Source organism: Pseudomonas sp. B21-010, from assembly GCF_024749325.1.
Lineage (GTDB): Bacteria > Pseudomonadota > Gammaproteobacteria > Pseudomonadales > Pseudomonadaceae > Aquipseudomonas > Aquipseudomonas kilonensis.
On the sequence record NZ_CP087198.1, the window covers coordinates 1579819 to 1605307 of the forward strand.

At 61.5% G+C, this 25489-nt stretch carries 26 protein-coding genes and 1 riboswitch; of the genes, 12 read left to right on the forward strand and 14 right to left on the reverse strand.

Annotated features, from left to right (window positions below; genetic code table 11):
* Positions 1-5 precede the first annotated feature (5 nt).
* From LOY50_RS06980 to LOY50_RS06990, 3 genes are read right to left on the reverse strand one after another with little or no spacing between them, the layout of a single operon-like run.
* Entirely contained in the window at positions 6-794 is a 789-nt protein-coding gene (locus LOY50_RS06980; RefSeq protein WP_214512102.1) for an ABC transporter ATP-binding protein, read from the reverse strand.
* Complete coding sequence (locus LOY50_RS06985) at positions 791-1606, reverse strand: ABC transporter permease (RefSeq protein ID WP_258690533.1); 816 nt, start codon at positions 1604-1606, stop codon at positions 791-793. The genes LOY50_RS06980 and LOY50_RS06985 overlap by 4 nt, the downstream gene beginning before the upstream one ends.
* A 15-nt stretch (positions 1607-1621) precedes the next feature.
* The gene (locus LOY50_RS06990) at positions 1622-2689 is read right to left on the reverse strand and encodes a putative urea ABC transporter substrate-binding protein (RefSeq protein ID WP_253472214.1); all 1068 of its coding nucleotides are present in this window, start codon (positions 2687-2689) and stop codon (positions 1622-1624) included.
* A gap of 60 nt (positions 2690-2749) precedes the next feature.
* Positions 2750-2851: riboswitch (guanidine-I (ykkC/yxkD leader) on the reverse strand.
* Positions 2852-3155: 304 nt separating this feature from the next.
* On the opposite strand from LOY50_RS06990, the gene LOY50_RS06995 reads away from it, so the two are divergent.
* A complete protein-coding gene (locus LOY50_RS06995) occupies positions 3156-3545 on the forward strand; it encodes a hypothetical protein (protein WP_214512099.1) in 390 nt (129 codons plus the stop codon).
* Between the two features lie 180 nt (positions 3546-3725).
* Here the strand turns inward: LOY50_RS06995 and LOY50_RS07000 are convergent, their stop codons facing one another.
* Entirely contained in the window at positions 3726-4838 is a 1113-nt protein-coding gene (locus tag LOY50_RS07000; protein ID WP_258690534.1) for an enoyl-CoA hydratase/isomerase family protein, read from the reverse strand.
* A gap of 131 nt (positions 4839-4969) precedes the next feature.
* Between LOY50_RS07000 and ung the strand changes: the two genes are divergently transcribed.
* Complete coding sequence (gene ung / locus LOY50_RS07005) at positions 4970-5662, forward strand: uracil-DNA glycosylase (RefSeq protein WP_258690535.1); 693 nt, start codon at positions 4970-4972, stop codon at positions 5660-5662.
* Positions 5663-5791: 129 nt separating this feature from the next.
* Here ung and LOY50_RS07010 read toward each other — a convergent pair whose 3' ends face one another.
* The 4 genes from LOY50_RS07010 to LOY50_RS07025 are packed head-to-tail and all read right to left on the reverse strand — an operon-like array spanning position 5792 to position 9850.
* Positions 5792-6832: an AbrB family transcriptional regulator gene (locus LOY50_RS07010; protein ID WP_258690536.1), complete on the reverse strand. Its 1041-nt coding sequence runs from the start codon at positions 6830-6832 to the stop codon at positions 5792-5794.
* Positions 6825-8339, reverse strand: a complete 1515-nt coding sequence (locus LOY50_RS07015; protein ID WP_253472220.1) for a tripartite tricarboxylate transporter permease — start codon at positions 8337-8339, stop codon at positions 6825-6827. The genes LOY50_RS07010 and LOY50_RS07015 overlap by 8 nt, the downstream gene beginning before the upstream one ends.
* A 1-nt stretch (position 8340) precedes the next feature.
* On the reverse strand, positions 8341-8802 hold the full coding sequence (locus tag LOY50_RS07020; protein WP_253472222.1) for a tripartite tricarboxylate transporter TctB family protein: 462 nt from the start codon (positions 8800-8802) through the stop codon (positions 8341-8343).
* 55 nt (positions 8803-8857) lie between these two features.
* On the reverse strand, positions 8858-9850 hold the full coding sequence (locus LOY50_RS07025; RefSeq protein WP_003198777.1) for a tripartite tricarboxylate transporter substrate binding protein: 993 nt from the start codon (positions 9848-9850) through the stop codon (positions 8858-8860).
* A gap of 424 nt (positions 9851-10274) precedes the next feature.
* Here LOY50_RS07025 and LOY50_RS07030 point away from each other — a divergent pair, with 424 nt between their 5' ends.
* Positions 10275-10946 carry a response regulator gene (locus LOY50_RS07030; protein ID WP_253472224.1) on the forward strand — a complete coding sequence of 224 codons (672 nt, stop codon included), beginning with the start codon at positions 10275-10277 and terminating at the stop codon, positions 10944-10946.
* On the forward strand, positions 10939-12324 hold the full coding sequence (locus LOY50_RS07035; protein ID WP_214512093.1) for a sensor histidine kinase: 1386 nt from the start codon (positions 10939-10941) through the stop codon (positions 12322-12324). The genes LOY50_RS07030 and LOY50_RS07035 overlap by 8 nt, the downstream gene beginning before the upstream one ends.
* A gap of 176 nt (positions 12325-12500) precedes the next feature.
* Here the strand turns inward: LOY50_RS07035 and LOY50_RS07040 are convergent, their stop codons facing one another.
* Together LOY50_RS07040 and LOY50_RS07045 are read right to left on the reverse strand one after the other, a co-directional pair.
* On the reverse strand, positions 12501-13322 hold the full coding sequence (locus tag LOY50_RS07040; protein WP_258690537.1) for an HDOD domain-containing protein: 822 nt from the start codon (positions 13320-13322) through the stop codon (positions 12501-12503).
* A gap of 35 nt (positions 13323-13357) precedes the next feature.
* Positions 13358-14299 (reverse strand): folate-binding protein YgfZ, encoded by a 942-nt coding sequence (locus tag LOY50_RS07045; RefSeq protein ID WP_258690538.1) that lies wholly within the window; start codon positions 14297-14299, stop codon positions 13358-13360.
* Between the two features lie 149 nt (positions 14300-14448).
* On the opposite strand from LOY50_RS07045, the gene LOY50_RS07050 reads away from it, so the two are divergent.
* Both LOY50_RS07050 and LOY50_RS07055 read left to right on the forward strand, forming a co-directional pair.
* Positions 14449-14703, forward strand: coding sequence for a succinate dehydrogenase assembly factor 2 (locus LOY50_RS07050; protein ID WP_003184348.1), 255 nt, complete (start codon positions 14449-14451; stop codon positions 14701-14703).
* Positions 14687-15139, forward strand: coding sequence for a protein YgfX (locus LOY50_RS07055; protein WP_258690539.1), 453 nt, complete (start codon positions 14687-14689; stop codon positions 15137-15139). Before LOY50_RS07050 ends, LOY50_RS07055 begins: the two co-directional genes overlap by 17 nt.
* Here the strand turns inward: LOY50_RS07055 and nadB are convergent.
* On the reverse strand, positions 15108-16724 hold the full coding sequence (nadB, locus tag LOY50_RS07060) for an L-aspartate oxidase (protein WP_253472232.1): 1617 nt from the start codon (positions 16722-16724) through the stop codon (positions 15108-15110). The genes LOY50_RS07055 and nadB overlap by 32 nt on opposite strands.
* 559 nt (positions 16725-17283) lie before the next feature.
* On the opposite strand from nadB, the gene rpoE reads away from it, so the two are divergent.
* From rpoE to LOY50_RS07080, 4 genes are all read left to right on the forward strand, one after another.
* Positions 17284-17865, forward strand: a complete 582-nt coding sequence (rpoE, locus tag LOY50_RS07065; protein WP_003172477.1) for an RNA polymerase sigma factor RpoE — start codon at positions 17284-17286, stop codon at positions 17863-17865.
* A gap of 31 nt (positions 17866-17896) precedes the next feature.
* Complete coding sequence (locus LOY50_RS07070; RefSeq protein WP_258690540.1) at positions 17897-18484, forward strand: sigma-E factor negative regulatory protein; 588 nt, start codon at positions 17897-17899, stop codon at positions 18482-18484.
* 12 nt (positions 18485-18496) lie between these two features.
* Complete coding sequence (locus LOY50_RS07075; RefSeq protein ID WP_253472234.1) at positions 18497-19444, forward strand: MucB/RseB C-terminal domain-containing protein; 948 nt, start codon at positions 18497-18499, stop codon at positions 19442-19444.
* 234 nt (positions 19445-19678) lie between these two features.
* On the forward strand, positions 19679-21109 hold the full coding sequence (locus LOY50_RS07080) for a DegQ family serine endoprotease (protein WP_072347114.1): 1431 nt from the start codon (positions 19679-19681) through the stop codon (positions 21107-21109).
* Positions 21110-21171: 62 nt separating this feature from the next.
* Here the strand turns inward: LOY50_RS07080 and LOY50_RS07085 are convergent, their stop codons facing one another.
* The gene (locus LOY50_RS07085) at positions 21172-22605 is read right to left on the reverse strand and encodes a M48 family metalloprotease (RefSeq protein ID WP_258690541.1); all 1434 of its coding nucleotides are present in this window, start codon (positions 22603-22605) and stop codon (positions 21172-21174) included.
* Between the two features lie 98 nt (positions 22606-22703).
* On the opposite strand from LOY50_RS07085, the gene LOY50_RS07090 reads away from it, so the two are divergent.
* A complete protein-coding gene (locus LOY50_RS07090; RefSeq protein WP_014337032.1) occupies positions 22704-22943 on the forward strand; it encodes a sulfurtransferase TusA family protein in 240 nt (79 codons plus the stop codon).
* 29 nt (positions 22944-22972) lie between these two features.
* On the forward strand, positions 22973-24043 hold the full coding sequence (locus LOY50_RS07095) for an AI-2E family transporter (RefSeq protein WP_014337033.1): 1071 nt from the start codon (positions 22973-22975) through the stop codon (positions 24041-24043).
* Between the two features lie 130 nt (positions 24044-24173).
* Here LOY50_RS07095 and LOY50_RS07100 read toward each other — a convergent pair whose 3' ends face one another.
* On the reverse strand, positions 24174-24647 hold the full coding sequence (locus LOY50_RS07100) for a peroxiredoxin (RefSeq protein ID WP_024616115.1): 474 nt from the start codon (positions 24645-24647) through the stop codon (positions 24174-24176).
* A 10-nt stretch (positions 24648-24657) separates the two neighbouring features.
* Complete coding sequence (locus tag LOY50_RS07105; protein ID WP_214512086.1) at positions 24658-25218, reverse strand: glycine cleavage system protein R; 561 nt, start codon at positions 25216-25218, stop codon at positions 24658-24660.
* Positions 25219-25489: the final 271 nt, after the last annotated feature.

The following is a 25489-nucleotide window of genomic DNA, read 5'->3' on the forward strand; positions in this document are numbered from 1 at the left end:
TCCTTTCAAGCGATACGCAACGTGCCGGCCAGTTCGGCGGGCAGGGCGTCGACGGCGGCACGGGCGGTGCGGCGGTCGCTGTTCAATGGAATGTCGTAGGTAATGCGTGCGCCATAGGCGCCGGGGGCGTGCGGGTCGGTGCGGACCTTGTCGAACACCAGCAGGCGTGTGCCGAGGCTGAAACCTTCGGACAGGTCATGGGTGACCATGAACACCGTCAGCCGGGTTTCGCGCCACAGCTCCAGCAACAGGGCGTGCATGTCTTTGCGAATGCCCGGGTCGAGGGCGCCGAAGGGCTCGTCCAGCAGCAGGACACGCGGCTTCATGATCAGTGCCTGGGCGATCGCCAGCCGCTGTTGCATGCCTCCGGACAGTTGCGCCGGGTATTTATCCAGCGCATGGCCCAGGCCGACCTTGTCCAGCAGTTGTGCGGCTTCTTCGCGGGCCTGGCGCTTGGCGCTGCCGAACAGCCGCCCCAAAAGTGCTGAGCGCGGCAACTCCAGGCCCAGGGTCACGTTGTCCAGCACGCTCAGGTGCGGGAACACCGAATAACGCTGGAACACCACGCCCCGGCTGGCATCCGGCTCGCCGGCCAAGGGCGCGCCGTCCAGGAGAATCTGTCCGCGGCTGGCGCGTTCCTGGCCCAGCAGCAAGCGCAGGAAGGTCGATTTGCCGCAACCCGAGGCACCCACCAGGGTGCAGAACTCACCCTCAGAGACGCTCAGGTTCAAACGCTCCAGGACCACCTGGTCGGCATACTGTTGCCAGACGTTGTTCACCGTAATGAAGCTCATGCCTTCGCCCCCTCGTACCAGGGGAACGCTTGCCGGGTCAGGCGCTTGAGGCCCCAGTCCATCAGCCAGGCGAGCAGGGTGATCCACACCACATACGGCAAGATCACGTCCATCGCCAGGTAACGACGCACCAGGAAAATCCGATAGCCCAGCCCATCCGTAGAGGCGATGGCTTCAGCGGCGATCAGGAACAGCCAGGCCGAACCCAGCATCAGCCGCAGGGAAATCAACAGGCGCGGCAGCAGTTGCGGCAACACCACCCGCAGCATCAGGGTCCAGGTCGACGCACCGAGGGTCTGGGCCTTGATCAGCAGTTCGGGCGGAATTTCCCGGGCGCGCTGTTCCAGGTCGCGCGCCAGGCACGGTGTGATGCCAATCACGATCAGCATCACTTTCGACAGTTCGCCCAGACCGAAGACGATGAACAGGATCGGCAGGATGGCCAGTGGCGGCACCATCGACACCACGGTGAGCAACGGTGACAGCGGTGCGCCAAACAGTGGCAACGTACCGGCGGCAATGCCCAGGCACAGCCCGGCCAGGGCGCTGATGCCCAGGCCGATGGCCAACCGGCGCAGGCTCGACACGGTGTCTTGCCAGAGCAGGTAGTCGCCGCTGCGGGCATCGGCTGTGAAGGCCAGGCGTTTGACCGCATCGGCCATTTGCACAGCGCTGGGCAGGAGCTTGTCGTTGGGGTTGTCCGTCAACCGTTCGGCCGAGCCCATGAAGTAGGCGAACAACACCAGCGCGAATGGCAGGATCACCAGCAACAAGCGGCTGGGACGATCCGGGTAGCGGTTGATCAGGCGCATGCCAGGTCCTCCGGTTTACAGCTTGGCGTCGGCGGCCAGCTGCACGTAGGTCGGATCAAAGCGCAGCTTGAGGTTGGCCTTGTCGCCGCGGGTCACGCCATTGGCGAACGCCATGCCGACCGCGTTGGTGTCCTTGGCGCCTTCACCCAACAAGCCGTGCTGGAACGAGAACTCGGCCACCTTGCCCATGGTGGCGGGCAGTTGCTCGCTGGTGGCGAAGGTGAGCGCTTCCTTGGGCGTGGCGAACAACTTGGTGGTGTCCAGTTGCGCCTGGAAACCTTTGAGGTCGGTGCCTGACGCTTTGGCCATGTGTTCCAGCGCCGTCTTGCTCGCGGCGTTTTTTGCGTTCATCAGTGCCACCACTTCAAACCAGGCGCCGGTCAACGCTTTGCCCAGGGCGGGGTTGTCCTGGAGGGTCTGGGTGTTGACCACCATCATGTCCATGATTTCGCCGGGAACCTGGCTGGAATTGAACACTTCGCTCACACCTGGCTGGGCCTTGATGTCCGAGAGCATTGGGTTCCAGGTGGTGACGGCCTTGACCTGGTCGGTGTTGAAGGCGGCAGAGATATCAGCGTCGGAGGTGTTGACGACTTTCAAGTCTTTCTCGGCGAGACCAACCGAATCCAGGGCGCGGGCCAGCAGGTAGTGGGACACCGACAGTTCCACCAGATTGACGTCCATGCCCTTGAGGTCGGCGACTTTCTTGTCCTCGCCCTTGAGGACGATGCCATCGTTGCCGTTGGAGAAATCGCTGATGATCAGCGCGGTGCTGTCCACGCCACCGGCGGCGGGAATGGTCAGGGCGTCCATGTTGGTCATGGTGCAGCCATCGAACTGACCGGCGGTGTACTGGTTGATGGATTCGACGTAATCGTTGAGCTGCACCACATCGATCTGGATGCCGTATTTTTTCGCCCATTTATCGACGATGCCTTGGCTACCGGCGTATTCCCAGGGCATCCAGCCGGCGTAAATGGTCCAGCAGACGCTGAAGTGGTCTTTTTGGGCGGCGGCGGATGAGAAGCTCGCGAGGGCCGAGAGGGCGGCGAGGAGCAGGGCTGACAGACGAAGCTTGAGCATGGTGGTTCTCCAGTTGATCAAGGGCGGACAGGAGCAACGCGGCACCGCGAACGGTGGCTTGTCTCCCGGGCTTTTGTCCCGCCGTGTAACCTCAACTGGAGGTCGCCAACTCTCGGACCAGCCACTCGCCAGAAGCGAGCCGGAACCCTAGTCAGCCATTGCAAATTGTGGTGCCGCGAACCTGTGATGACTCCTGCACGGGATTTGTTAAAGCGAGAGCCGTGCCAATTCGAGCAAAGGCCCGGGTTAGAGAGGGCAGGTGTAGGGGAGGGATACCTGAGGACGGGTTTGTGCTTGCTTGTGGTGCCGTCGCGCACCGGAAGAGGGCGACGAGCGACATGTTTCTAGTTGTTGCCAGGTCGCACCAGATTCCGATTTTGCTGTCTGAATATGCGTCAGTCACACAAAGTTGGCTGCCGCCCATCAGCGTCGCTGATGTGGCCCATTCGCGGTCCAGGAGGCCGCCATGTATCGACGACTGCTGCTCATTGCGTTTCTCGGTTTGACTCTTTCGGCATGCGTGCCTTATTACGACGGAGACTCGAGCTACTACCGTTCCGAGGTCTACACCTCACCATCGCCGGTCTATTACGGTGGCGGGAGTTATTATTCGGCTCCGCGTGGCTATTACGCCCCGCGGTATTACCAACCGGCGCCGCGCTATTACTCGGCACCGCGTTACTACCAACAAGGCCCACGCTACTACTCGCCACCGCGAGCGGCGTACCGGTCTTATCCGAATCGGGGTGGCTGGGACGGCCATGACCGGGGCGGCTGGAATGACGACCGAGGCGGTCGAGGCGGACGTGATCATCGGGGACGCGGCGATCACGATGGACGGGGCAGTCACCGCTGATCGTTGGGCAACAAGAAGCGGCGCATTGAGCGCCGCTTTTTTTGTGCCTGCAATAAACCCGATGGGATAACTTGTGGGAGCGAGCTTGCTCGCGATTACGGTGTGTCAGGCACTTCGATATTGCTGGCCCACCGTAATCGCGAGCAAGCTCGCTCCCACAGGGATCTTTTTCCTGGATCGTTACTCGTTGGACAAATCCGCCAACGGATGCCGCCCTTCCCACGCCTTGTGGAAATGCGCTTCCACCGCCGCTTCGGGCACATGGTTGATGTCCGGCCAGTGCCAACGGGGCTTGTGGTCCTTGTCGATCAGCCGCGCGCGCACGCCTTCGCTGAATTCCGGATGGCGACAGCAGTTGAGGCTCAAGGTGTATTCCATCCGGAACACGCCGGCCAAGGACAAATGCCGGGCACGGGCGATCTGTTCCCAGACCAGATAAGCGGTCAAGGGCGAACCTTCGGTCATGGTCTTGGCGGCGCGGGCGATCAGTGGGTCCGAGTGGTCCACCAGCAGGCTGAGGGCTTTCCAGGCGCAGCGCACATCGCTGACATCCAGCCATTCATCGATTTTCTGCCGACGTGGCAGCCATTGGGCTTCGGGCATTTGGTCGACCGCTTCCTGTTGCAGGGCCTTGAGCAGGCTGTTGAGCTGCATCTCGGTCTGTTCCTGCCAGTTGAGTTGCAGCAGGCCTTCGATCAGGTCGTCCTGTTGTTCATCCAGCAAAAAGCGGTCGGCCAGGTCCAGGTCGATGGCGTCCCGGGCATTCATGTGGGCGCCGGTCAGGCCGAGAAACAGGCCGAGCTTGCCGGGCAGGCGCGACAAGAACCAACTGGCGCCGACATCCGGGTACAGGCCGATGCTGATCTCCGGCATTGCCAGGCGACTGCTTGGTGTGACGATGCGGGTACTCGCCCCTTGCAGCAGACCCATGCCGCCGCCCAGTACATAACCATGGCCCCAACACAGCAGGGGTTTGGGGTAGGTGTGCAGGTTGAAGTCCAAGCGGTATTCCGCCGCGAAGAATTGTGCAGCCAGCGGCGGTACTTCACCGGGATGGGCACGGCAGGCCTCTACCAGGCTGCGTACTTCACCGCCAGCGCAGAACGCCTTGGCGCCGTTGCCGCGCAATAACACACACACGACCTGCGGCTCCCGGGCCCAGGCATCGAGACGATCACGCAAGGCGTTGATCATCTGCAGGGACAAGGCATTCAGGGATTTTTCGGCGTCCAGGGTGGCGATGCCGATACGGGCACCGTCGATGCCGGTGAGCTCTTCGAAGTGCAGATTCATCGTGACCTCGATCAGAAATTTGAATAATCAGTATGACCGCTGCGTAGGAAAGTGCTGGTTCTGCGTCAGATCAATTGACAAGCCATGTAGGCTTTCCTAGGGTGCGCCCATTGTTTTTACCGGATGCAACCATGACTGCCGACGACCGTATCAAACTCGAACCGAGCTGGAAGCAGGCACTGCGTGCCGAGTTCGACCAGCCCTACATGGCAGAGTTGCGCGAATTCCTGCGTCGGGAATACGCCGCCGGCAAGGAAATTTATCCACCGGCACCGCTGATTTTCAACGCCCTTAATTCCACGCCGCTGGACAAGGTCAAGGTGGTGATCCTCGGCCAGGATCCCTACCACGGTCCGGGCCAGGCCCATGGCTTGTGCTTTTCGGTACAGCCGGGTGTGCCAGCGCCGCCGTCGCTGGTGAACATCTTCAAGGAATTGAAGCGCGACCTGAACATCGATATTCCCAACCATGGCTATCTGCAAAGCTGGGCCGACCAAGGCGTGTTGCTGCTCAACACTACCATGACCGTGGAGCGTGCCAACGCCAACGCCCACGCAGGCAAGGGCTGGCAGCATTTCACCGACCGGGTCATCGAAGTGGTCAGCGAACACCAGCAGAACCTGGTCTTCCTGTTATGGGGCGCCCATGCCCAGGGCAAGCAGAAACTGATCGACGCCACCAAGCACTTGGTGCTGACCTCGGTCCACCCGTCGCCGTTGTCGGCTTATCGGGGTTTTCTGGGGTGCGGGCATTTCAGTCGGGCCAACAAGTTTCTCGAGCAACATGGCGAGGCGCCTATTGATTGGCGGTTGCCGCCGCTTTAAGTGGTCGGCAGTAAGGGCCTCATCGCGAGCAAGCTCGCTCCCACATGGGTTTTGTGGTGGGATGCAAAATGGGTGCTCGCCGCAGATCCTCTGTGGGAGCGAGCTTGCTCGCGATGAAGGCAACTCGGTCTACAAGTCCGAACCCGGCTTGCGCATCCAATACCTGAACAACGGCTCCGCCAGAAACAGCACAAACAACAACCGCATCACCTGCAACGCCGTCACCAATGGCACCGACAGTTGCAACGTCTCGGCCGTCAGGCTCATTTCCGCGATGCCGCCGGGCATCATGCCCAGGGTCAGTGAACGCAGGTCCAGCTGGGTCAGGGTGCTCAGGCCCAACGCCGCGAGAGTGGCGATCAGCATCGTCAACACCGTGCCGATCAGGGTACGCCCCATGAACGACGGCGCCCGACGAAAGAACTGCCGGTTGAAATGACAACCCAATCCGCTGCCGATCAACCACTGGCCGACCTGGCTGGCGCCGTTGGGCAGGCCGATGTGCAGGTCCCAACCGACGCTCACCGCCGCACTGACCAGCAATGGTCCGAACAACCAGGGATTGGGTTGGCGCAAGCGCTCCCAGACCCAGGCGAGCAGGGCGCCCGCCGGGAACAGCATCGCCAGCCACAGCCAGTCCACCGTCGTGGCGTGTTGCACCGGTGCACCTTCGCCCAACAGGTACTTGAAGGCCGCCGGTACGCACAGCACCACTACCAGCACTCGCAGGCTCTGGCCCGCCGCAACACGACTGAGGTCGGCGCCGTTGCGGGCGCCGAGGTTGACCATTTCGCCGGAACCGCCCGGCATGCTCGAGAAGAACGCGGTGGCGCGATCCTCGCCGGTGCGACGCATCAGCCAGACACTCACCACGCTGGACACGCTGGTGATCAGCGCGCCGAAGAAGATCAGGCCGAAGTGGCTCAGGACCTGCTCCATCACCACCGGGGTGAAGTGCAGGCCGATACCGATGCCCACCACCCATTGGCCGCATTTACGGCCACCGGGGATTTCCATCAGTTGCCACGGCGTAAGACAGCGCACCAGGATGATCGCCAGCAACGAGCCGACCATCCAGGGCAAAGGCCAGCCGATCAGGCTGGCCAGGTAACCGCCGGCCAGGCCGACCAGCGGTGTTCCCCACCATTGTCTGAATATCGCCTCAGACATTGGCCAGGGCGCGACGTTGTGCGGCGCGGCGCCGCCAGATCCGCAGCAATGGCATGAACAGCATGATCGCCGTCAGCACCCAGCAGCCGAAGGTGATCGGGCTCGACCAGAGGATCTCCAGCGCACCGTTGGAAATCGACAGCGCACGACGCAGGTTCTGCTCCATCAGGCCACCGAGGATGAAGCCCAGCAGCACCGGCGACAGCGGGAAGTCCAGCTTGCGCAGGATATAGCCGAAGATGCCGATACCGATCATCAGGAACAGGTCGAACGTGGTGGCATGCACCGCATAGACACCGATCCCGGTGATGATCGCGATGACCGGAACCAACGCCCAGTTCGGCACGGCCAGGATCCGGGTGAAGATGCGGATCATCGGGATGTTGAGAATCACCAGCATGACGTTGGCGACGAACAACGACGCGATCAGGCCCCAGACGATGTCCGGCTGTTGCTGGAACAGCAGGGGACCAGGCGTGATGTTGTACAGCGACAGCGCGCCGATCATCACCGCCGTGGTGCCCGAGCCGGGAACACCGAGGGTCAGCATCGGCACCAGCGCACCGCAGGCCGCGCCACCGATAGCGGTTTCCGGGGCGGCGAGGCCGCGCTTGTCGCCCTGGCCGAACGTGCCACCGGCGCCGGCAATGCGTTTTTCGGTCATGTAGGCCACGGCACTGGCCAGGGTCGCACCAGCACCCGGCAGCACGCCCATGATGAAACCGAGTACGCCGCAGCGCAGGTTCACAGTGAAGACCGACGCGGCTTCCTTGAAGTTGAACATCATCCGCCCGGTGGCTTTTACCGCTTCCTGGCCGCGATGGGTTTTTTCCAGCAGCAACAGGATTTCGCTGATGGAGAACAGGCCCAGCACCAGCACGACGAACTGGATGCCGTCGGTCAGGTGGATGTTGTCACCGGTGAAGCGGTAGACGCCGCTGTTGGCATCGATCCCGACACTGGACAGGAACAGGCCGATCAGCGCCGCGATGAAGGTCTTGAGCGGTCGGTCGCCGGCCATGCCACCGAGGCAGACAATGGCGAACACCATCAGCACGAAATATTCCGCCGGCCCGAAGGCAATCGCCCATTTGGCCAGCAGCGGTGCGAACAACACCATGCCGCAGGTGGCGATGAACGCGCCGATGAACGAACTCCACGCCGACAGCGACAACGCCACGCCGGCCAGGCCTTGGCGGGCCATCGGGTAGCCGTCGAGGGTGGTCATCACGGTGGAGGCTTCACCCGGGATGTTGAGCAGGATCGAGCTGATACGTCCGCCGTATTCGCAACCCAGGTACACCGCGGCCAGCAGGATCAGCGCCGATTCCGGCGGCAGCCCCAGGGCAAAGGCAATCGGGATCAGCAGCGCCACGCCGTTGATCGGGCCCAGGCCCGGCAGCAGGCCGACCACGGTGCCGATCAGGGTGCCGGTCAGTGCTGTGACGAGGTTGTAGGGAGTCAGTGCAACGCCAAAACCCTGGCCGAGATAATTCAGGGTATCCATATCAATTCTCCAGGACGTCGAGCAGGCCCAGGGGCAGCGGCACGTCCATCAGCTTGTCGAACAACAGATAAAGACCGATGGCCATCAGGCTGATGATCACCACGCTCGGCACCCAGCGACCGCCGTAAAGGCGCGCCATCGGCACGCCGATCAGGATGCTGGCAAGGATGAAGCCCAGGGGTTCGAAGGTCCCGGCGAATACCAGCAGCAGCACCACGCAGATGCCGATTTTCTGCAAGGTTTCGCGGTCCAGGTGCGGGTCTTCGTCGCTGTGCACGATGGGTGTAGGGCGAAACACCATGTACAGCAATGCCAGCCCCATCAGCCCGAGCATCAGCAAGGGAAAGGCGCGCGGGCCGACCGGTTCGTAGGAAAAGGCGGCTTGATAGGGCCAAGCCATCAGCGCCAGGCCGATACAGACCAGTAGCAGCACCGCGGCAAAAATACGTTGGATGGTGAGCATGACTAACTCCTGGGCGACGCCGACAGTGCCGGCGCCGCCGCGAGAACAGAGACGGTTACTGGATCAGGCCGAACTCTTTGGCCAGCACCTTGTAATCAGCCACTTGTTTCTTCACATAGGCATCCAGTTCCGGTCCGGTCATGGCGAACGGGAACAGCTCGCGCTGGTCGCGCAACTTGGCGAACTCTTCGGAAGCCAGCAGTTTGTCGAACGCGTCTTTCCACCAGGCGTAGTCTTCATCGCTGACCTTCGGCCCGAGGTAGAAGCCACGGACCACTGGCCAGAGGATGTCGTAGCCTTGTTCGCGAGCGGTCGGGATGTCTTTCATTTCCGGCTCGTCCAGGCGTTTATCGGAGAACACTGCCAGCAGGCGCATGTCACCACTCTGGATGTGCGGCATGGAGTCGGAAATGTCCGTACTGCCGACCTGAATATGACCGCCGAGCAGGGCCGTGGCGATTTCACCACCGCCTTCGAGTGCCACGTAGCGCAGTTTGCGCGGGTCGATGCCGGCAGCCTTGGCGATCAGGGCTGTTTGCATCCAGTCCTGGCTGCCGACGGTGCCGCCGGAGCCGATCACCACCGAGCCTGGATCTTTCTTCAGGGCCTGCACCAGATCGTCGAGGTTCTTGTAGGGCGAATCGCTTTTTACCGCGATGGCGCCGTAGCTGGTACCAACGGCCGCCAGCCAGCGCACGGCGTTTTCATCGAAACGACCGAACTTGCCTTGGGCCAGGTTCAGCAACGAACCACTGGACCAGGCCACCAGCGTGCCGGCGTCGGCCGGACGTTGGGCGACCACTGCGTTGTACGCCACCGCGCCAACACCGCCGGGCATGTAGGTCACGCGCATGGGTTTGGTCAGCAGCTTCTGGTTCACCAGCGCGCTTTGCGCCAGTTTGCACGTCAGGTCGAAACCGCCGCCCGGTGCCGCCGGGGCGATGCATTCGGGGCGCTTGGGCTCTTTGGATGGATCGGCGGCGAGCAACTGCCCGGCGAACATCAGGCATCCGGCGGCCAGGGCTACTTTACGCAGTGATAGGTTCATTGTTGTCTCCACAGGATTGTTGTTATGTGTGGTGAAAATGTGTCGTGACGGATCCCGCCCAGGTCATCGCTGATGGGGCGCGCAGGTCGTTACCGGGATTGAATACAGGGCGACACCGCCCAAGGCGGTCTGGTTGGAGCGAGAAGGGCGAGCAGGCGCTGGGGCCTGTAGCTGCATGGACAGCATGGTGAGTACTCCGCTTTTATTTTTCTTATTTTAGGACGAAAACGCTTCGTGGCATTTTTCATTCGCGATCGGGCCGCGGCGGTCAGTCGAAACTATCCGTAAAGTGACTCTAACGGCCTAACCTTTCGCTAACCTTTCAAAAGCTTTCAGCGTGTTTTTTGCCTTCACAGTCGCGGATGCGGCTGTAAACTCCGCGCCAAAGAATGGCGTCGGCCATCCCTGAATCGAGGAATAATCCATGCGTGTTCTGCTCGTCGAAGACCATCTGCAGCTCGCCGAAAGCGTTGCCCAAGCGCTCAAGAGCACTGGTTTGACCGTGGACGTGCTGCACGACGGCGTCGCGGCCGACCTGGCCTTGAGCAGCGAGGAATACGCAGTAGCGGTCCTGGATGTCGGGCTGCCGCGCATGGACGGTTTCGAGGTTCTGGCGCGTCTGCGGGCCCGTGGCAAGACCTTGCCGGTGCTGATGCTGACCGCTCGCAGCGACGTCAAGGACCGTGTCCATGGCCTGAACCTCGGCGCCGACGATTACCTGGCCAAGCCATTCGAGCTCACTGAGCTGGAGGCTCGGGTCAAGGCACTGTTGCGCCGCAGCGTGCTGGGCGGTGAACGCCAGCAGCGCTGTGGCGGGCTGGTCTATGACCTGGACACCCGCCGCTTTACCCTCGACGATGAGCTGTTGACCCTGACGTCCCGCGAGCAAGCCGTGCTGGAGGCGTTGATCGCCCGGCCGGGGCGGGTGATGAGCAAGGAGCAACTGGCGGCCCAAGTGTTCGGCCTGGACGAAGAGGCCAGCCCCGACGCCATCGAAATCTACGTCCATCGCTTGCGCAAGAAACTCGATGGTCGTGCGGTGGCGATCGTGACGTTCCGCGGCCTTGGCTACCTATTGGAAAATCGCAATGCATAAGCCCGACAGCCTGCGCTGGCGGCTGCTTCGCAACCTCGCACTGCTGCTGGTGGTCTTGATGCTCGCCAGCGGCTTGAGCGCCTATTGGAACGGTCGCGAGGCTGCCGACACCGCCTACGATCGGACCCTGCTGGCCTCGGCCCGGACCATCGCCGCGGGCCTTTCGGCGCGTGACGGCAGCCTCAGTGCGGATGTGCCCTACGTGGCCCTGGATACTTTCGCCTACGACAGCGCCGGGCGCATTTATTACCAGGTCAATGACATCGACAAGAAGCTGATTTCCGGCTACGAAAACCTCCCCGGCCCGCCGCCCGGCACGCCGCGCACGGACGATTACCCAGCCCTGGCGCGTTTTTACAACGCTCGCTATCAGGGTCAGAACGTGCGGGTGGTGAGCCTGCTCAAGGCCGTGAGCGAGCCGAACATGAACGGCATGGCGGAAATTCGCGTAGCGGAGACTGAAGAGGCGCGGGTCAGCATGGCCCGCGGGCTGATGGCCGACACGCTGTTGCGCCTGGGCATGCTGGCCGTGGGCGCGCTGCTGTTGGTGTGGTTTGCAGTCAGCGCGGCATTGCGCCCGCTGGAGCGCTTGCGCACGGCGGTGGAGGAACGCCAGTCGGATGATCTGCGACCGTTGCCGCTGGTGGAAGTGCAGCACGAATTATGGCCACTGGTGCGGGCCCTCAACCATTTCACCGAGCGTCTGCGCGGGCAATTCGAGCGTCAGGCGCAGTTCATCGCTGATGCCGCCCATGAGCTGCGCACGCCCTTGGCCGCGCTCAAGGCGCGTCTTGAGCTGGGCTTGCGAGCCAGCGAGCCAGCGACCTGGCGTGAAACCCTGGAAACTGCGGCCCAGGGTACTGACCGGCTAACCCACCTGGCTAACCAACTGCTGTCCTTGGCGCGTGTGGAAAACGGCGCCCGGGCCATTGCCGAGGGCGGCGCGCAGCTGCTTGATCTCAGTCAGTTGGCCCGTGAGTTGGGTATGGCCATGGCGCCGCTGGCCCATGCCCGAGGGGTGGCGCTGGCCCTGGAAGCCGACGAACCGGTATGGCTGCGGGGCGAGCCGACCTTGTTGAACGAGTTGTTGAGCAACCTGGTGGACAACGCCCTGGCCCATACCCCATCGGGCGGCAATGTAATCCTGCGGGTTTCTGCCCCGGCCGTGCTGGAGGTCGAGGACGATGGCCCCGGCATTCCGCTGCACGAGCGGGACCGGGTGTTCGAGCGCTTCTATCGACGCAACCAGCAAGTGGCCGGTTCGGGGCTGGGCTTGGCGATCGTCGGCGAAATCTGCCGTGCGCACCTGGCGCAGATCACCTTGCACGATGGGCAGGAGCGCGGGTTGAAGGTGCGGGTGAGTTTTATCCCAGGGTAACCCTGACGATGCAAAACCCTGTGGCGAGGGAGCTTGCTCCCGCTGGGGTGCGAAGCAGCCCGAAGCTTTTGCGGCCGCTGCGCGACCGAGCGGGAGCAAGCTCCCTCGCCACAAAAGCGTCTCCTGACCACAAAAGAGCGGCATGGCCAGAGAGGCCTTCATGGCTTCAGATGTCTCTAATAGAACATCGACCGCGCTTCTTCGATATCCGCGCAGCGGGCCTTGTTCTCCGGGTCGATGCCCAGTTTCTTGAAGGCGGGAACCCCGGACATGTCAATCATGCTCAGGGGATGGTCGGTGTCCTTGTAGCAATACAGCGCTGCGACCTGCACCAGGTCGACATAATCGATTTGCTTGGAATCCCGGGTGAAATCCAGATACAGCCCCGGCAGTTTCACCAGCCGCTCCGGAAACTCCCAGACGCTGAGTAGTTTGTCCCCCAGCACCGGGTGAATCGTTTCGATGACGTGGTTGAGGCTGACCGGGTCCGACAGCAATTCATTGTTGTCTTGCGCATACGTCAGGATCGGCAACACGCCGATCTGGTGCACCAGCCCACCCAACGCAGCCTGGTCGGGCTTGAGTTGGGTGTAACCGCGACACAGCGCATAGCTGACGCCGGCGATCTCCAGGCTCTTGCGCCAGACGTCGCGCATCTTCAGTTCCACCACCTCGGAGCGGGCGTGGAAAATCTGCTCCATGACCAGGCCGATGGCCAGGTTGCTGCTGTAGTTGACGCCCAATCGAGTGATGGCCGTGTGCAGGTCGGTGACTTCCTGGGTGGCGCGCAGCAGTGGGCTGTTGACCACTTTTATCAGGCGTGCCGAGAGGGCCGTATCGCGGCCGATCACTTTGCTCAGGTTGCTGACGCTGATTTCCGGGTCTTCGGCGGCCCGGCGAATCTGCAGGGCCACTTCCGGTAATGTCGGCAGAACCAAGTCATCGTTGTCGATGGCCTGCACCAAATCCCGTTGGACCTTATCCGCCAAATCGCTCATTTCGGTTCTCTAGGGTATTGCGGCAAATGCTGCGATCAGCGCTGGATTTCGCGGTCGCGATCCAGTTCGTAAGGCAGGTCCAACTGTTGAAGGCGTGGGCCTTCCAAGGTACCGAGGTGCAAATTGTCGTCTTCTGCTGCTTCGGCCTGCAATACCGCCAGTAGTTCGATGCTTCCTTCGCCGCGGGCGGCCATCACCACTTCGCCGATGGAACTGCCATGCGTGGGGGAGAACAGCGCCGTGCCGGGTTCCGGCAGTTCGCTGGCGTCCAGTTGCAAGCGGTACAGGCGTCGCTTGAGCTTGCCCAGGTATTGCATGCGGGCGACGATTTCCTGGCCGGTGTAGCAGCCTTTCTTGAAACTGACGCCGCCGACGGCTTGCAGGTTGAGCATCTGCGGGATGAACAGTTCGCGGGTGGCCGGCATGACCTGGCCGATTCCGGCGCGGATCTGGCCCAGCAGCCAGGGGTTCAGGTCCGCTTCGGCCAATTCTGCGCCCAGGCGGGTTCGCAGCGTCTGTGCCTGTTCGGCGGGTGCCCACAATTCGGCGCGACCGGGAGATACGCGGATGGCGATCAAGGCTTCATGGCGAGCCACACTGTCGGTGTCGCTTGACAGTTCGAGGCCCAGGCCAGTCAGCGCCTTGTCGGCGTTTTCCAGGCCGAAGCGAACCCAGGCCGCGCTTTCGTCGGTGAGCTTGGATTTGGAGAACACGGCATATTTTTTCAGGTCGGCCAGTTGCGGTTCGAGCAGTTCGGCGGCCATGGCCATCAACACACCGTCGCCTTCGAGCAGGATGCGGAAGCTCGATTGCATCCGGCCTTTCTGGGTGCAGCGGGCGCCGAGGCTGGCCCGGCTGTCGCTCAGGTAGTCGAGGTTGCAGGTCAATTGGCCTTGCAGGAATTTGCTGGCATCCACGCCGCGGACCGCGAGGACGCCTTCGTGGGACAGGGTGCAGAAAAAAGCGGAATCAGCCATGGGTCATCGCAGGATAAAAGGTCTGGTGGACATCATAAGGTGGCGCCCTTGAAATGGGTAGTTCACAAAGGATCGGTGGTGCCCGACCAAAGCTGTCTGTTCCACTGCGGCGGGGCCTGTATACTTGCGCTCTATTTGAGGAGCGCTCCATGGTCGAAGATGTTGAACTGAATCGCCTCTACTGGCACAGCCGCCGCGGCATGCTTGAACTGGACGTGTTGCTGGTGCCATTCGTCAAAGAGGTTTATCCCCATCTCAATGAAGTGGACCGCGCGTGCTATGTCCGCCTGCTCGAATGCGAGGATCAGGACATGTTCGGCTGGTTCATGGAGCGCAGCGAATCCGAAGACCCTGAGTTGCAGCGCATGGTCCGGATGATTCTGGACCGTGTCCAACCCAAGTAAGCGCTTCGAATGCCGCTGGCAGGCCTCCGGGCAACTGCTGGCGGCCTATCTGCTGGCCCAGGTGTTTGCCCTGGGTTCGTTGTTCCTGTTGTCCGTACCGTCCTGGTTCGCAGCGCTTGGCATCGTATTGTGCCTGGCCCATGGCGCCTGGGTGATTCCCCGATATGTAGTGCTGACCCATCGCCGGGCTTTCTGCGGGCTGCGTCGTAATGCCGCTGGCTGGCAACTCTGGAGTCGGGCCGATGGGTGGCGGGCTGTGCAACTGCGCCCCGATAGCCTGGCGTTGCCGATGATCGTCGTGCTGCGTTTTCGCTTGCAGGGTGAACGGCGGGTCCGCTCGGTGTGTGTGCCGCGCGACGCGCTGGCGCCGGATATCCATCGGCGCCTGCGGGTGCGGCTCAGGTTCAGTCGGCGTAGGTGGGCGGCACCAGGATAGTATCCCGTGCCTCGGGCAGCAGGTTCGGGTAGTCCAGCGTGTAATGCAGCCCCCGGCTTTCCTTGCGTTCCATGGCCGAGCGAATCATCAGTTCGGCCACCTGGGCCAGGTTGCGCAGCTCGATCAGGTCGCGACTGACTTTATAGTTGCTGTAGAACTCGTCGATTTCATCCAGCAGCAGGCGCACCCGATGTTGTGCCCGTTGCAGGCGCTTGTTGGTGCGCACGATGCCCACGTAGTCCCACATGAATCGCCGCAGTTCGTCCCAGTTGTGCGCGATGATCACGTCTTCGTCCGAATCGGTGACCTGGCTGGCGTCCCACGAGGGCAGGGCGGCTGGAACGGCAATCTGCGGCAATTGCGCCAGGATGTCTGCCGCCGCCGAGCGGGCGTAGACAAAGCATTCCAGCAGCGAGTTGCTGGCCATGCGGTTGGCGCCGTGCAGGCCGGTGAAGCTGGTTTCGCCGATGGCGTACAGGCCAGGCACGTCGGTGCGGCCCTGTTGGTCGACCATCACGCCACCGCAGGTGTAATGCGCTGCCGGCACCACCGGGATCGGCTGCTTGGTGATGTCGATGGAAAACTCCAGGCAGCGTTCGTACACCGTCGGGAAGTGGCTCTTGATGAACGCTTCGGGCTTGTGGCTGATGTCCAGGTAAACGCAATCGATACCCAGGCGCTTCATTTCGTGGTCGATGGCCCGGGCGACGATGTCGCGCGGTGCCAGTTCGGCGCGCGGATCGAAGCGCTGCATGAAGCGTTCGCCGTTGGGCAGCTTCAAGTGTGCACCTTCGCCACGCAGGGCTTCGGTGATCAGGAAGCTCTTGGCCAGCGGGTGATAGAGACAGGTGGGGTGGAACTGGTTGAACTCCAGGTTCGCCACCCGGCAACCCGAACGCCAGGCCATGGCGATGCCATCGCCGCAGGCGCCGTCGGGGTTGCTGGTATAAAGATAGACTTTTGCTGCGCCGCCGGATGCCAGGATGACGAAGCGCGCGCCGTAGGTGTCGACTTCACCGGTGCCGCGATTGAGCACGTAGGCGCCGAGGCAGCGATCGCCGTCCAGGCCCAGGCGTTTTTCGGTGATCAGGTCGACCGCGACGCGCTGTTCCAGCAATTCGATGTTCGGCCGCAGTCGCGCTTGTGCGAGCAGGGTCTTGAAGATCGCTGCTCCAGTGGCGTCGGCCGCATGGATGATGCGCCGATGGCTGTGACCGCCTTCGCGCGTCAGGTGGAACTCGAAACCGCCGTCTTCGGTGCCCGATTGTTCGTCACGGGTAAACGGCACACCCTGGTCGATCAGCCACTGGATGGCTTCCCTGCTGTGCTCCACGGTGAAACGCACCGCCTGTGGATTGCAAAGGCCACCGCCGGCGTTGAGGGTGTCGTCGACATGGGATTCAATGGTGTCGGTATCGTCCAGTACGGCTGCGACACCGCCCTGGGCCCAGAAGGTCGAACCGTTGGCCAGGTCGCCCTTGCTCAGGACTGCAATGCGCAAATGCGCGGGCAAAGTCAGTGCCAGGCTCAATCCGGCGGCTCCGCTGCCGATTACCAGAACATCGTGTTGAAACTGTTGGCTCATTCGAATGGTTTCCGCTCAAGGCGACCCGGGTCGGGGTTGGCGCAAGACACCGCTTCAACGGGTCAGGCAGCCACGCAGCCCACTAGTATATAGAGGGGGGGATCGGCACAATAGCCGGGCATTCATGGCAATGTGAAACCAGCGTGACAGAAAAGCGACACGCTTCGTCGGATCGCCGGTTTGGGTACAACATCGATAAGGCCGCCGTTTCGAGGACAGAACGCTGTTTATCTCGTCACGGTTGCCTGATATTCAGTGTGCAGCGCTATAAATAGCGGGAACTTTTGCCGAGCGCCTACGTTCAATAGACGGTTGTCTGCAAAAGGGAGCAGCGTCGGGTTGGTGCAAGATTTCGATTGGAGTCTCTGCCGTCAGTCCCGGTGACAGATTATTCGCGCAGCCGGGGAATCTCCTGCTGCGTTTTTCGTGCGTGCCGAGATCAGAGCGCGCCGGAAACTTGCTTGGAAGGGGGAGAACTTTTGCGAAAAGCCCGAGTCTATGTTTGCAAGCCCGGTCAATTAGTAATGCAAGCCTCCTTCGAGCTTATCGAGGAGTGTTCATGCTAACCCAGGAAGAGGATCAGCAGCTGGTCGAGCGCGTCCAACGCGGCGACAAGCGAGCTTTCGATCTGCTAGTGCTTAAATACCAGCACAAAATTCTCGGGTTGATCGTGCGTTTCGTGCACGACACCCATGAAGCGCAGGATGTCGCTCAGGAAGCCTTCATCAAGGCCTACCGCGCACTTGGTAATTTTCGCGGGGACAGCGCGTTTTACACGTGGCTTTACCGCATCGCCATCAACACGGCGAAAAACTATCTGGTTTCACGCGGCCGCCGGCCGCCGGATAGCGATGTAAGTTCTGAGGATGCCGAGTTCTATGATGGCGATCATGGCCTCAAGGATCTCGAGTCACCAGAACGCGCGTTGCTGCGGGATGAGATCGAAGGCACTGTCCATCGAACCATCCAGCAATTGCCCGAAGATTTGCGTACGGCTTTAACTTTACGCGAATTCGACGGTCTGAGTTACGAAGACATTGCGAGCGTCATGCAATGTCCTGTAGGCACCGTGCGCTCCCGGATCTTCCGCGCCCGGGAGGCCATTGATAAAGCCCTGCAACCTTTGTTGCAGGAAAACTAGAGACAGCGGCGACAGCCAAGAGAGGAACGCCATGAGTCGTGAAGCCCTGCAGGAATCGCTGTCCGCAGTTATGGACAACGAAGCGGACGAACTGGAATTGCGTCGGGTATTGAATGCCTTCGACGATGTTGAAACCCGTGAGACCTGGGCTCGTTACCAGATCGCCCGGGCCGTGATGCACAAGGACTTGTTGCTTCCACGCCTGGACATCGCTGCGGCCGTTTCCGCTGCATTGGCTGACGAAGCCGTACCGGCAAAAGCCTCCCGCGGACCATGGCGCAGCCTGGGTCGCCTGGCAGTAGCCGCTTCGGTCACCGTGGCCGTACTGGCCGGTGTGCGCCTGTACAACCAGGATGAGATTGCCGGCGTGCAGATGGCGCAGCAGTCCAACCAGCCAGGCTTGGTCGCTCCACAGGTCAAAGGCCCAGCGGTACTGGCCGGTTACAGCGAAGGCTCGGAAACCGCAGGCCCGATGGTCAATGGTGTTCTGCAAGGCCAACCTGGCTGGCGTGATCAGCGTCTGCCCAACTACCTGCGTCAGCATGCTCAGCAAGCTGCCCTGAAAGGTACTGAAAGCGCGCTGCCTTACGCCCGTGCAGCCAGCATGGAAAACCGTTAATAAGGAAAACCATTGCGCGCCATACCTCTATTCACGCTTCTGCTTGGTGGCTGGTGTGCGATTCCAGCCCATGCCGATGAGGCTCAGGATTGGTTGAACCGCCTGAGTCAAGCCGAGCAGCAGCAGAGCTTCCAGGGCACTTTCGTTTACGAGCGCAACGGTAGTTTTTCTACCCATAACATCTGGCATCGCGTCCAGGATGGCAAAGTCCGCGAGCGGTTACTCCAGCTCGACGGCTCGGCACAGGAAGTCATGCGCATTGATGGACATACTCAATGCGTCAGTGGCTCCTTGATCGCGGGGCTGGGCAATACGCCTGACGGCACCTCACGTGCGCTCGATCCGCAAAAACTCAAGAATTGGTACGACCTGGCCGTCATTGGCAAGTCGCGCGTGGCCGGGCGTCAAGCGGTCATTGTGGCATTGACGCCCAAGGACCAGCATCGCTATGGCTTCGAGCTGCACCTGGACAAAGAGACTGGCTTGCCGCTCAAGTCCCTGTTGCTCAATGACAAGGGCCAGTTGCTCGAACGTTTCCAGTTCACCCGCTTGAATGTCGCGGCGCCGACAGACGGTGATCTGCAAGCCAGCGCCGAATGCAAGGCTGTCACGCAGGATTCCGTCAAGGTCGTCGCGGTGAAAGCCGCCTGGCACTCGGACTGGCTGCCGCCTGGTTTCGAGCTGTCCAGCAGTGCCGTGCGCAAGGACCCGGACACCCAGGTCCAGGTCAACAGCTTGATGTACGACGATGGCCTGGCGCGCTTCTCGGTGTTCCTGGAACCGTTGAACGGTGCCAACGCCACTGATACCCGTACTCAGCTCGGCCCGACGGCTGCCGTCTCCCGCAGGCTCACGACGCCCCAGGGCGAAATGATGGTCACGGTGGTCGGTGAGATTCCTATCGGTACGGCGGAACGGATTGCGCTTTCCATGCGCTCCGACGTCACGGCGACTCAATAGCCTGCTGGCTGCATGGGTGGTTCGATTGTGCGAGAGGCTGATGATGCCAGGGCTTGATCGAAATGCCGAAACTTCCTGTCAGTATTTTCATTTGCAAAAAACCAGCTTTTTTTCTATAGGTCAGAGCCGCTCGGCCCTGGCCTTGTCTGTTTCCGGAACAAAAATACCGGCGTATCTTTTCCTGGTATTCCTTGCTCCATATCGCTTAACCATGCTCGTCGTAACGGGAGCCGTATGTCGATACCACGCTTGAAAACCTATCTCTCTATCCTTGCCACCGTGCTTGTGCTCGGCCAGGCCGTTCCTGCCGTGGCGGTCGAGTTGCCCGACTTTACGCAATTGGTCGAGCAGGCGTCGCCCGCCGTAGTGAACATCAGCACGACCCAGAAACTGCCGGATCGCCGCGTATCGGACCAGCAAATGCCGGACCTGGAAGGCTTGCCGCCGATGCTGCGAGAGTTCTTCGAGCGCGGCATGCCGCAACAACCCCGTTCGCCCGGCGGTGGTCGCCAGCGCGAAGCGCAATCCTTGGGTTCGGGTTTCATTATTTCGCCTGATGGCTACATCCTGACCAACAACCATGTGATCGCCGATGCCGACGAAATCCTGGTACGCCTGGCCGATCGCAGTGAGCTCAAGGCCAAGCTGATCGGCACCGATCCACGTTCCGACGTGGCGCTGTTGAAAATCGAAGGCAAGGATCTGCCCGTGCTCAAGCTGGGCAAATCCCAGGACCTGAAAGCCGGCCAATGGGTCGTGGCCATCGGTTCGCCGTTCGGCTTCGACCACACCGTGACCCAGGGCATTGTCAGCGCCATCGGTCGCAGCCTGCCGAACGAAAACTACGTGCCGTTCATCCAGACCGACGTGCCGATCAACCCGGGTAACTCCGGTGGCCCGCTGTTCAACCTCGCGGGTGAAGTCGTCGGCATCAACTCCCAGATCTATACCCGTTCGGGTGGCTTCATGGGCGTGTCCTTCGCGATTCCGATCGACGTTGCCATGGACGTGTCCAACCAACTGAAAAGCGAAGGCAAGGTCAGCCGTGGCTGGTTGGGCGTGGTCATTCAGGAAGTGAACAAGGACCTGGCCGAGTCGTTCGGGCTGGAAAAACCGGCCGGTGCGCTGGTGGCGCAGATCCAGGAAGGTGGCCCGGCTGCCAAGGGCGGCCTGCAAGTGGGTGACGTGATCCTGAGCATGAATGGTCAGCCGATCGTCATGTCTGCCGACCTGCCGCACTTGGTGGGTGCCCTCAAGGCCGGTGCCAAGGCCAATCTGGAAGTGATTCGTGAAGGCAAGCGCAAGAACGTCGAATTGACCGTCGGCGCCATTCCTGAAGAAGGCAAGGAGTTGGATTCGCTGCCCAAGTCTGGCGTCGAGCGCAGCAGCAACCGTCTGGGCGTGGCGGTGGCCGAACTGACTGAAGAGCAGAAGCGCACCCTGGAGCTCCAGGGCGGTGTGGTGATCAAGGAGGTGCAGGATGGTCCTGCCGCCCTGATCGGCCTTCAGCCGGGCGACATCATTACGCACCTGAACAACCAGGCCATCGGTTCCGCCAAGGAGTTCACCGACATCGCCAAGGCGTTGCCGAAGAATCGTTCGGTGTCGATGCGGGTCCTGCGCCAGGGGCGTGCAAGCTTCATCACCTTCAAGCTGGCCGAATGACCGGTTAGCGGCTCAAAAAAAACCGCCTCGAGAGAGGCGGTTTTTTATTGCCTGGCAAATGCTCAGCCCATCATGTCCTTGACCATGCGTTCCTGCTCCATGAGTTCCCGCTGTCGGGCATCGATGCGTGACGACAGGGGAAAATTGGTGCCGGCGCGCCGTTTGGCGAAGTCCAACTGCTGAATGGCCTGACGGTAGTCGCCTACCAGTGCGAAGTACTCGGCACGAGCCTGATGCAGGCCGATGATGTTGCCCGACAGCCCGCGGGTCTCGGCCACCATGTACCAGACGTCCGGATCGTCCGGGCGGGTCTTGAGCAAGGATTCCAGGGCCTTCTCGGCATCGGCGGGGCGGTTCTGCTTGAGCAGCAGGTCGACGCGTACCTGGTTGAGTGGATAGTTGCCTGGGTATTGGCCCAGCATCCGCTCGACGCGCGATTGAGCGTCGGCCAGTTTGTTGTTGGTGATGTCCAGGTCCACCTGGGCGAGGTTGTAGATGATCTCGTTGGGCGATTTGGCCAGCAACGGCTGGAGGTTCTCCCGGGCTTCATTCAACTGGCCCCCCTTGATCTGCGCGATCGCCAGGCCATAGCGTGCCACGTCGTTCTTCGGGTTCTCATCCAGCTGCGCCCGGAAGCGCTTGGCGGCCAGGCCCGGGGTTTCTTCGTAGGTCAACTGGACCCGAGCGCGAATCAGTTGATAGCGCACACTGTCCTCGATACCGCCCGGCTTGGCCTGTTCGGCGCGGTTGCGGGTGTCGGCGATCCGGGATTCGGTCACCGGGTGAGTCAGCAGGAATTCCGGGGGTCTGGCGTCGAACCGGTACTGGCGCATCAGACGCTCGAACATGGTCGGCATGGACCGTGGATCATAGCCGGCTTTCTCGAGGTTCTGGATGCCGATGCGGTCCGCTTCCTGTTCGTTCTGGCGCGAGAAACGCCGTTGTTCCTGGATGGCCGCAGCCTGGGTCCCGGCGATGGCCGCGATCCCCGCGTCACCGCCACCGGCGGCGGCAATCACGATGCCGGCCAGCAGCGCGGCCATCATTGGCACTTGCATGCGCTGCTGGGCTTCGACGCCGCGGGCGAAGTGGCGTTGTGACAAGTGCGCCAGTTCGTGGGCCATGACCGAGGCGTATTCGCCTTCGGTCTGTGCATTGAGGAACAGGCCGCCGTTGACCCCGACGATTCCGCCAGGTGCGGCGAAGGCGTTGAGCTGCGGGCTGTTGATCAGGATGAACTCCAGGCGTCGGTCGTTGACCTGGCTGGTTTCCACCAGTTTATAGACGCTGGATTCGACGTAGTCCTTGAGCTGTGGATCGTTGAGCTGTGAAACCTGGCTGCGCAGCAGGGCCAGCCAGGCGCGGCCCAGTTGGTGCTCCTGTTCTGGCGAGACGATGGCAGAACTGGCATCGCCAAGTGACGGCAGGTCGTCGGCGAAGCCCGGTGAGGCAAGCAGGCAAGCGAGCGTCAGCAGGGTGGGGCGCAGAAATGTCATGCACGAAGCCTTAGTCGACAAAGACCTTACTGTAGCCGGACACCGGGCCCGGGACCAGATATTCTAGGCCGCTCAACGATCTGCCGCGGAGTGAACCCATGACTGATGCTGTAGCCCACGATGCCGAACTGGACGCCAGCGGCCTGAACTGTCCGTTGCCGTTGCTCAAGGCCAAGCTGGAACTCAATCGCCTGGCCAGCGGCAGTGTGCTCAAGGTGATCGCCACGGACGCGGGCTCGCAGCGTGATTTCCGCACCTTCGCCCGATTGGCCGGTCATACGCTGCTGCGTGAAGAAGACGATAACGGCGTCTACCGTTACTGGCTGAAAAAGGCCTGAAAACCGACAGCGTTTCTTAAGGATTTTTAATGTTCAAAGTGTTACGCGACTGGATCCAGCGCTACTTCTCCGATGAAGAAGCTGTGGTCCTGGCAGTGCTGCTATTCCTGGCCTTTACCGCCGTGCTCACCCTGGGCGGCATGCTGGCGCCGGTGCTGGCGGGGATGGTGCTGGCGTACCTGATGCAAGGGTTGGTCACGACCCTGGAGCGCTTGCGGTTGCCGGGTGCGGTGGCGGTGGGCTTGGTGTTCGCCCTGTTCATGGGCTTGTTGTTGGTGTTCATAATCGTGATCGTGCCGCTGCTCTGGCACCAGTTGGTGACGCTCTTCAACGAGTTGCCGGGGATGCTTGCCAAATGGCAGTCCGTGCTGTTGCTGTTGCCCGAGCGTTATCCGCACCTGGTGTCCGACGAGCAGGTGTTGCAAGCCATTGAAGTCGTGCGCGGCCAGATTGGCAAGTTCGGCCAGTGGGCGCTGACGTTTTCGCTGTCCAGCCTGCCGCTTTTGGTCAACATCATGATCTACCTGGTGTTGGTGCCGATCCTGGTGTTTTTCTTCCTCAAGGACCGGGAAATGATCGGTCGTTGGGTCCGAGGCTACCTGCCGCGTGAGCGAGCGCTGATTACCCGGGTGGCCCAGGAGATGAACCGGCAGATCGCCAACTACATTCGCGGCAAAGTCATCGAGATTTTCATCTGCGGTGGCGTGACCTACATCGGCTTCGTCGCCCTGGGGCTCAATTATGCCGCCTTGCTGGCGCTGCTGGTGGGCATCTCGGTGGTAGTGCCTTATGTCGGCACCGTGGTGGTGACCGTGCCGGTGGCCTTGATTGCGCTGTTCCAGTGGGGCTGGAGCGATCAGTTCATCTACCTGATGGCGGTCTACGGGATCATCCAGACGCTGGACGGCAACGTGCTGGTCCCGCTGCTGTTTTCCGAGGCGGTGAACCTGCATCCGGTGGCGATCATCTGCGCGGTGCTGCTGTTTGGCGGGCTGTGGGGGTTCTGGGGGGTGTTCTTTGCGATTCCCCTGGCGACGCTGTTCAAGGCGGTGCTGGATGCGTGGCCGAGCAAGGAGCCGGTGGTGGCGCCGTTGTTGTAGCTTGGGTAATGGGGTGAGGCTTTTGGCCCCATCGCGAGCAAGCTCGCTCCCACAGGGATTTGATTAACACCACCAATCCAGTGTGGGAGCGAGCTCGCTCGCGATAGCGCCAGTACAGGCAGCGAAAATTTCAGCCCTTGTTGAGGGCCTGAGCCGCCGCCAAAACCGCATCCACATGCCCCGGCACCTTCACGCCACGCCATTCCTGGCGCAGCACGCCGTTCTTGTCGATCAGGAATGTGCTGCGATCAACGCCCAGGTACTCCTTGCCATAGAGCTTTTTCAGCTTGATCACGTCGAACAGCTGGCAGACGGCCTCGTCCTTGTCGCTGATCAGCTCGAACGGGAATTCCTGCTTGCACTTGAAGTTCTCGTGGGACTTGAGGCTGTCCCGGGAGACGCCGAACACTTCGGTGTTGGCGGCCTGGAACTGCGCATACTGGTCCCGAAAACCCTGGCCTTCGGTGGTGCAGCCCGGGGTGCTGTCCTTGGGGTAGAAGTAGATCACCACCTGTTTACCCTTGAGGGCGGCGAGGCTGATGGTCTGCCCGCTGGTGGCGGGTGCCTGGAAATCGGTAACCGGCTGGTCGACTGCAACGGCCATGAACGCTTCCTTACATTGGGTTTTGTGGGCGCCACGGTTCGATCAGGGCATCCAGGTTCATCGCATCGGCGAAGTCCAGGAACTGATCGCGCAGCCAGCTGATCTGGGTGCCGGCCGGCAGGGTCACGGTGAACGTGGCATTGAGCATGGTGCCGCCGGTCTGCGGGGCCTGGTAGGTGTCGCAGGTCAGGTTTTCCAGCTCGACGTGATGGTCCATGAAGAACTGGCACAGCTCGTTGATGATGTCCGGACGATAGGCTGAGCTCACATAAGCCACGTAGGGCAGGGCCTGGGGACGGTTCTCCAGCGCGGCGCTACGCACCACGTTGACGGTGAAGGCATGCTTCTTGGCCAGCGCCGGCAGGCTGCCTTCCAGGCGAGCCAGGGCGTCCCAGCTGCCGGAGATCTCGAGCACGAGTGCACTGCATTCGCCATGACGGGTCAGGCGTGAGGTCACGACGGCGCAGCGATTTTCATGGCTGGCGCGGCACAGGACGTTAGTCAGCTCCATGGGGTTGGCGCCAAGGGCACTGATAACAAGGAATTGTTCGCGGACTGTGGGGGTGGACATGCAGCATTCCTAAAGCGATGAGCGGTCGGTACTGTTGCCGCTCGATACAGCGCCAGGCCCTGAGAAACGAACGGCTCAAGCCTTGTGCCCGGGGTTGCGCTGCATTCCATGACAGCAGGAACGCACCAGGACAAACCCGGGATCGGGGCTTGCGGCGACGAAAACGGAGGCTGGAAACCGGCGTATGAGCTTGTCGGTACCGATCAAAGCCTGAAGGGTAGCGAAAACCATCGCCAAGGGGAATGGTAGTTCGCTTGTACAAGCATCTTGG